Genomic DNA, 6,303 nt, shown 5'->3' with positions numbered 1-6,303 from the left:
GAGTGCCGTCGGGTTGGGCCGCGACGTGGGTCTCAATGCTGGCGGGGTCGCTGTTCGGGGTAGGGGACTCGGCTGTTTTCATGGTGAGTCCGACGTGGATTGTACTCATTCCTCATGATCTAAGAAAGTTGCGGTAGAGGCCTACTCCCGAGATTTTGTGCACTCTCCCAGCAAGTGAGAGAGATCAACCATGGGGAGCACACAGCGATCAGGCACGACACTTGAATGGCGCTGGAAAGACGAGACTGACAATCGGCCGCTGCCTGAGTCCTGGGCGCGAAAGGGTCAGGAAGAATCGGTCGACGAGGACGAACAGCCCCTGTACGCGATTCAGTGTCGGGGTGGCCTTCTCTTGGAATGGACAGTCAGTCGGCAAACCAACGCGCCTGTCGCCGGACCGAATAGAGAACGGCCAGCACTGCGTGTGCTGTACGTCACGCGTGACGGTCAGCAGGCCGCTGTTCGTGAGTGGGATGCCACTCGACAGGATGAGGGGTGGACTCCTGAGTCAGCGTTTGCGAGTGTGATTGCGAAATCCCTCGACGCCTGTAACGACGTTGATGTGGATAACCGCGAATACTATCGGTCGCTCGTCGAGGAGCGATACGATGTCGAGTAGCGGCCTTTCAGTTGTTTCCTCTGAAGCTCGTGTCGGTCAAATCAGAACTAACGTCGGTTGTGTATGTACTGTACACACTCGGTCGGATATTATGCTGAGAGAGGGTCCTACTGCGAACCAATGCCTACTGAAAGCTCTTGTTCAGTTTCGGATGCCGCTGAGCTGCAAGAGCTGCCACCGAGTGCAAAACTGGTTGCCAAGACCCTCGAATACGAGGGGAAACTCACACAGTCGCAACTCTCGGAGTCAACGCTTCTCCCTGTTCGGACTGTTCGATCTGCGCTGAGAATGCTCGAGGAGAACGACATCGTCACCGCTCGCATCTCGACGATGGATGCTCGGCAACAGGTCTACTCGCTCAAAATTAAACAGGACTGATTTTCTGCGCCCCCGATGGATGCGGGGTGTACCAGAGCGCGCGCTCCCGAGATGAACTATGTCCGACGACACCACTTCAGACGACGTTGAGCGAGTCGAACGAACAGATATTGGGGCCAGTGTCGAGGCTCGACTCAAACGCGGCACCGGTACCCGAGACGAAGACAAGATCACGATCAAAGCGAAAGGCGAGACTGCGACGGACGCCCTTGCGGAGTTCGAACAGTTGCTCGCCGAGTACGAAGCGGAGTACGGTGACCGAATCCGGATGATCCAGCCGACGCAGCCCGACGAGTCGTAACCACTCGCTCTTTTTCTCTTGCTTGTCGATTTTGTGCGGCCTCCAGCAGATGGAGGCCTTCCCGAAATGCACGCTGAATCTGTTGATGGAGTCGAACCGACCTTCCTCGAAGAAGCACCCATTGGTCCCGATATCGACCGCGTTCTCGTCGCGGAACACGGCTTGCCCTTCTACGTTGACGTCGACCGTCCCGAGGAAGTGCCCGCTGACGAGACCGAGCGGATGATCGACCTCGCCGAACGGGTGCTCTCAGCTGCTGGTCGGCGTACCGGCTTTGGTCACCACGAGGAAATCCGACAATCCATGGCCGAGTGGGCGCCCGACCGTGGCGAAGACCGAGCGGCCGATCCGGGCTACTGGCGACGGATGACGTTCGCACTATCTCCCCGAGAGCGGAATTTCGGCTGCCTGAATGGAGACCACAACGAGCGAGTGAAGAAGGCCAAGACCGTGCTGGCGTGGGCCAGTGACTGCATTGATGCAGATATACTGGAGACAATCGAACAGTCTCAGTTCGACGATATTGAGCAAGCCTGGCGGGATGCTGTCGCAGCCGAGAAAGAACGCCGGGAGATCGAAGCTTTTGCCCGGGATCCGCCGGATGCGTGTGCGGGTTGGTCTCGGTTCGATGCCACTCATGAGTCGGTCGAAGTTGCCTACCAAGCAACGAATCACGGGACGCCGGTGGTTGCAGCAGTGTACCGGACGATTGAGGGAGAACTTGTGGCCAGAGAATTCACAGTAGAGAAGTGGGCTGGCAGTGGGGAGAATCCTCACGAGGCCCGGTGGAATCGGCCTTGTGTGAGCAACGCAGGTGACGGAGCCTACGCACGTCTGTGGTCACATCTGCAGACCTTTAACGTTGAATCAACTGATGCTATGATAGAGTAACGACACTCCGCTATCGATGTGTTTTCTATGACACCGCAGTGGGCTGGCGTTTATCAATGAAGACGAGAACATCCATATGTGTGACCGATCGGAATCCCGAGTTCGATCCGGCTGATATCCGTGGGACTGCCAGTTCGGATCCCGAAGCAGCGAGTGCTAATCGAGAGGCGCTTTCTGGAAACTATCCAGGAGACGATATAGCGGATGATTCCGGGACCTGTAGGACCTGCTGGCGAGAGACGCCCGACGGCCGGCCGCAGTGTCCGTTTTGCGCTCAGAACGATGTTGCCGAACCGACGGTTGAAGGTGGCGAGACGACCGAAGAGTGGTCGTTCGGTCGCGTTGTCATCGCTGTTGTTGAGGCTACCAGCAAGTACCATGCGCGAGCGCTCGGCGCTGCGGCCTTTGCAGTGAGTGACGATCTGACGACCGACGCCGAAACGCGTGCTGACGTGAAGTGTCGGGCAGCCTTCGACACTGAGCCAGCTCCACAGCTGACCATGGGATGGCCGGCACTTCCAGATACTGTCCGGGTTGATGCAGCCGTGGGGCAGACAATTCTGTCGACCGCTGTCGAGAAAACCGAGTGGGACGATGCACAGCCCGAGTCGGTGCTTTTCGTCGAGGATGGCGATGGGTTAGAGGAGTATAGCGAATTCGACGCGCTGGAGACGTTAGTCGAAGAGAACGACGAAGACTACTGGCTCGTGCCCGGAATCGTCCAGCGGTATGCTGCCGGGGAGTCTGTGGATACTGCATCGGAGTTCGACTGTGTCGCCTGTCAGGAGCCGACGCCACACTCCTCTGCTGGCAGAGACGGGATTGGCTCGTATCCGATAGCTGGTCGGTCGATTTGGACCTGTGACGCCTGTGGGCAACCGCGGTTCGTCGACGACGTTGCGAGTGAGCGGGATCAGGAGTCTCCTCGCGAGTGGGTGCCCGAGGGGGTCTCGTATGAAGACGCCCACGCTGGTGAACCGTTGCCCCACGAACGTGAATTTGACCAGCAGATTATGGACTACTACGAGCGCCATGAGCGCTATCCGTGGGAATAAGTAGGCGGCCGATGACGTCCCAGCAAACGAGGGTGTCTGCATACATGGAAATTCCGCCACAGCTACAGTGTTTGTTCTCTGCTGAAATCGAAGAGGATGGTGAGTCGTTCGTGGTTGACGTTCCCGAGAACGAGGTTCAAACCGGTGATTTGGAGGCCGGTAAGACGTATCGGGTCGCACTATTCGCGACCGAGTCGAGCCCGCAACAACGGAGCGCTGGCTCACAGTCAACAAGAGCACAGGGACCGCCAGTCGAAGAAGGAGAAACGCGACGAGTCGAAATTGAAGATATCGGCGAGCAGGGCGATGGGGTGGCGCGTGTCGAACGAGGGTATGTCGTAATCGTCCCCGATGCGGAACTCGGTGAGCGTGTGGCTATCGAAGTTCACGATGTGCAATCGAATGTGGCCTTTGCTGAGGTGACCGAGCGGCTCCCGCTCAACGAGTGACCTCGCGAGAGTGTGGTCTTTGAACCCGTCAGTCGTGGTAGCGGTAGCATAGCGGCTTGAGAAAAACAATGTCCAGACCCGCCTTGCTCGCGCTACCAGCCACTATCAATTCTTAGTCGTGTCAAGCGAGGTTGTGAGCTGTTGGTGCGTGATGGGCCCACTCTGGAAGCGGTCAACAATCTGTGACTGATGGTCCTGACAGGCAAGTACAGCAACTGCGCCGTCCTGAACTGGAACCACGGGATGGCGTGGATTGTGGGCGGCGAGGTGACAGCTGGGGCAGTTCATACCACCGGCGGGGTGATGGTCGAGGAGGTCAGCTGAGTCTGTGGTTGTATACTCGCAGATGTCGGCGAACTGAGTGAGATGATCGTCACAGCCCACCAGCGGCACCGTGAGCTGATCGAGGAGGAGGAACGATGGTGTGTCGTTTGACTGGAGCGCAGACTCACACGCAGAACACTGAATTGGCGGCTGACTCGGAACGTCGGCCGACTGGGTGGAAGACTCTGCTGGACACATACTGGGAAGTGTGACCCGTCTCGGTTTCCTACGCGGGTAAGTGCTGGGGACCCACATGTGGCTTCGTTTCCCTACTGAGTGCTGTACTACCCACGATCGAAGCAACAAGCGAAGTTTAGCGATAGGGTCACATTTGCTAACCAACGGACGGGCGAGTTACATCGTTACGTTGGTTAGTTTCAGAGACTGGTCCTGGCATCGGTGACTAGACAGAGCCAGTAGCATCGGCCGTATCTATCAAAATCACGGCATAATTCTAGTGGCGATTCATCGTTCCGCCGTGGAATCCAACTGCGGAATGGGTTCAGACGCGCGTTTGCAACGAAATCAGCCGCCATCGTGAGACCAGTAAGAATAGAGCATTGTCCCCCATTGAGCGCATGCAGTAGCAGACTGAAGAACAAGCGAATTACCACGTTAGTGAGAGGTATAGCTCGTCGTCGACGGCGGGCCCATTCGGGCCGAATGTGTGGCGCTAGGATGGTAGTATTCGAACGGTCAGATGTCGGGATTGGAACCGTCTGGATTCGGGTCGAAATCGCCGAAGGTTGCAGGTTCGGGGTGTGGGACGTCCGCTGTGCCGCTGAGCTGTTCGCCGAAGATGATGCGCGTTGTGCCCTCATAGTCTAGAGGATGCGTTTCTTCGCGCCAGTTGGGCCACCGCGTAGACTCGTCAGTAGTGGCGGGAGGGGGCACAGACTGGGATGGAAGAGCCCTGGTAAAAGGATTCGGCGATGTATTCGCTGTGTCGGGGTTGAGTGTTATTGTGGCGTCCCAGTCGCGGCTGCCAGTTCGTCGGTGAACGAAGTCAGGACTGCCTCGGGGTCCGGTGCTGTCGAGCGTGGCGCTGCTTCCCAGAGTTCGATGTCGAGCTCCTGTGTGGCTGTTACCTGGCCGTCTGTGGCGGTGACCATGAGAATCGCCTGTTGATAGATGACGACTATTCGCTCCTCGTCGACGTCGAGGTGTTCGATGCCAGCCCGTTCGAGTGTGTCGCGAAGATTTGTTGGTTCGGGGAGTGTGTCGTGGTGGGTCGAAGTTTCGTTGGCAGTCATAGTGGGTGGTACTGCCCGCTGGTACAAGTATATCCGGTCACAGCATGCGGTTTTGTGTGGTTCTCAGCTACTAGCGAAGACTTTGGCGGCGGCGATCGTCCGCTTATTCCACTAGCTGTAGCACTAGACGAACAACTGACCGAATTCAAAAAGGTCTTTCGCAGAGAGCAGCGGCTAGACTGTCGGATTAGTCGATTAGCGCTAATCAACCTAGCCAGTCCGCTTTTCTGGAGACAAAGCATAGCGACAGCAATGGAACTCGTCTATCCAATCATCGAGGAGGTTGCCAATCAGGAGGGAATTACTGTTGATTCTCAGCGACTCCCCCCATTGTATGAGACGATAGACCCAAAATTACTACAGAGATTTGTCGAGATGGAGACTTGTAAGACATCAACTCTTGAATTTGAATATTATGGCCATCGTGTGGCAGTATTCGGTGACGGGAGTATTGAGGTGAGAGAGACAGTAGACCACCCTGTGCAGATGCCGTAGCAGGCGCGTCGATACTGTGAGTGGGTGACTCGCGGCGATGCAAACCTGCTCAAGTCAGTACGGTCGATATAGTTCATTTCGAATTCTACTGCCAATTCAATAACTAGATTCTTGTTGTTCTGTGCTCCTCTTTAGATCATGTCTCTTGATCGCCTCCACGAATACCTAGAAGGCAAGGCCGGTGACTTTCACCGCGGGACGGTCCGCTACGATGGTGATAGCACAGATATACTCTATCTCCGCGACGATGTGAGAGAAGCCCGACTCTCGAGTCAAATCGATCGAATGTTACGTCGGCTACGTCCTGAATCATCACCCAAAGAGGAGCGTGCGTTCCCGTTAGGAGACATGCATGCGACAGCCCGGTGTTTTGATGAGGCAATCATTCTACATTTTCCGACAGGGACGGATCGTGGAGTGGTTGTTTCGCTTGACCCGGAAGCTGCCCGGAACCTCAACACGTTCATCAGCGAATGCACAAACCGAATCCACGGATAGAATCCATGTAACCTGCGGCAGCAGTGATACGTTCAGGTAG

The 6,303-nt window shown here is 56.3% G+C and carries 11 protein-coding genes; 9 read left to right on the top strand and 2 right to left on the bottom strand.

Annotation, left to right across the window (positions count from 1 at the left end; genetic code table 11):
• The first annotated feature begins 424 nt into the window (after window positions 1-424).
• The 7 genes from EGH23_RS26490 (at window position 425) to EGH23_RS26900 (ending at window position 4,017) form a co-directional block, all read left to right on the top strand.
• On the top strand, window positions 425-619 hold the full coding sequence (locus tag EGH23_RS26490) for a hypothetical protein (protein ID WP_236044927.1): 195 nt from the start codon (window positions 425-427) through the stop codon (window positions 617-619).
• Window positions 620-739: 120 nt separating this feature from the next.
• Entirely contained in the window at window positions 740-997 is a 258-nt protein-coding gene (locus tag EGH23_RS18215; RefSeq protein WP_220581407.1) for a winged helix-turn-helix transcriptional regulator, read from the top strand.
• Between the two features lie 58 nt (window positions 998-1,055).
• Window positions 1,056-1,298 (top strand): DUF7389 domain-containing protein, encoded by a 243-nt coding sequence (locus EGH23_RS18210; protein WP_220581406.1) that lies wholly within the window; start codon window positions 1,056-1,058, stop codon window positions 1,296-1,298.
• Between the two features lie 66 nt (window positions 1,299-1,364).
• Window positions 1,365-2,189 carry a hypothetical protein gene (locus EGH23_RS18205; protein WP_220581405.1) on the top strand — a complete coding sequence of 275 codons (825 nt, stop codon included), beginning with the start codon at window positions 1,365-1,367 and terminating at the stop codon, window positions 2,187-2,189.
• 56 nt (window positions 2,190-2,245) lie between these two features.
• Complete coding sequence (locus EGH23_RS18200) at window positions 2,246-3,244, top strand: hypothetical protein (RefSeq protein WP_220581404.1); 999 nt, start codon at window positions 2,246-2,248, stop codon at window positions 3,242-3,244.
• A gap of 44 nt (window positions 3,245-3,288) precedes the next feature.
• Window positions 3,289-3,693: a TRAM domain-containing protein gene (locus EGH23_RS18195; RefSeq protein WP_220581403.1), complete on the top strand. Its 405-nt coding sequence runs from the start codon at window positions 3,289-3,291 to the stop codon at window positions 3,691-3,693.
• A 189-nt stretch (window positions 3,694-3,882) separates the two neighbouring features.
• Window positions 3,883-4,017, top strand: coding sequence for a hypothetical protein (locus EGH23_RS26900; RefSeq protein ID WP_268899477.1), 135 nt, complete (start codon window positions 3,883-3,885; stop codon window positions 4,015-4,017).
• A gap of 696 nt (window positions 4,018-4,713) precedes the next feature.
• Here EGH23_RS26900 and EGH23_RS18190 read toward each other — a convergent pair.
• Window positions 4,714-4,911: a hypothetical protein gene (locus EGH23_RS18190; protein WP_220581402.1), complete on the bottom strand. Its 198-nt coding sequence runs from the start codon at window positions 4,909-4,911 to the stop codon at window positions 4,714-4,716.
• Window positions 4,912-4,976: 65 nt separating this feature from the next.
• Window positions 4,977-5,270 (bottom strand): hypothetical protein, encoded by a 294-nt coding sequence (locus EGH23_RS18185; protein WP_220581401.1) that lies wholly within the window; start codon window positions 5,268-5,270, stop codon window positions 4,977-4,979.
• Between the two features lie 252 nt (window positions 5,271-5,522).
• Between EGH23_RS18185 and EGH23_RS18180 the strand changes: the two genes are divergently transcribed.
• Window positions 5,523-5,765, top strand: a complete 243-nt coding sequence (locus EGH23_RS18180; protein ID WP_220581400.1) for a HalOD1 output domain-containing protein — start codon at window positions 5,523-5,525, stop codon at window positions 5,763-5,765.
• Between the two features lie 138 nt (window positions 5,766-5,903).
• The gene (locus EGH23_RS27500) at window positions 5,904-6,263 is read left to right on the top strand and encodes a DUF7522 family protein (protein ID WP_483867120.1); all 360 of its coding nucleotides are present in this window, start codon (window positions 5,904-5,906) and stop codon (window positions 6,261-6,263) included.
• Window positions 6,264-6,303: the final 40 nt, after the last annotated feature.

The organism is Haloarcula nitratireducens (assembly GCF_019599505.1).
Note: the sequence above shows the minus strand (reverse complement) of the source record. Positions and strands in the feature narration are given on the sequence as shown.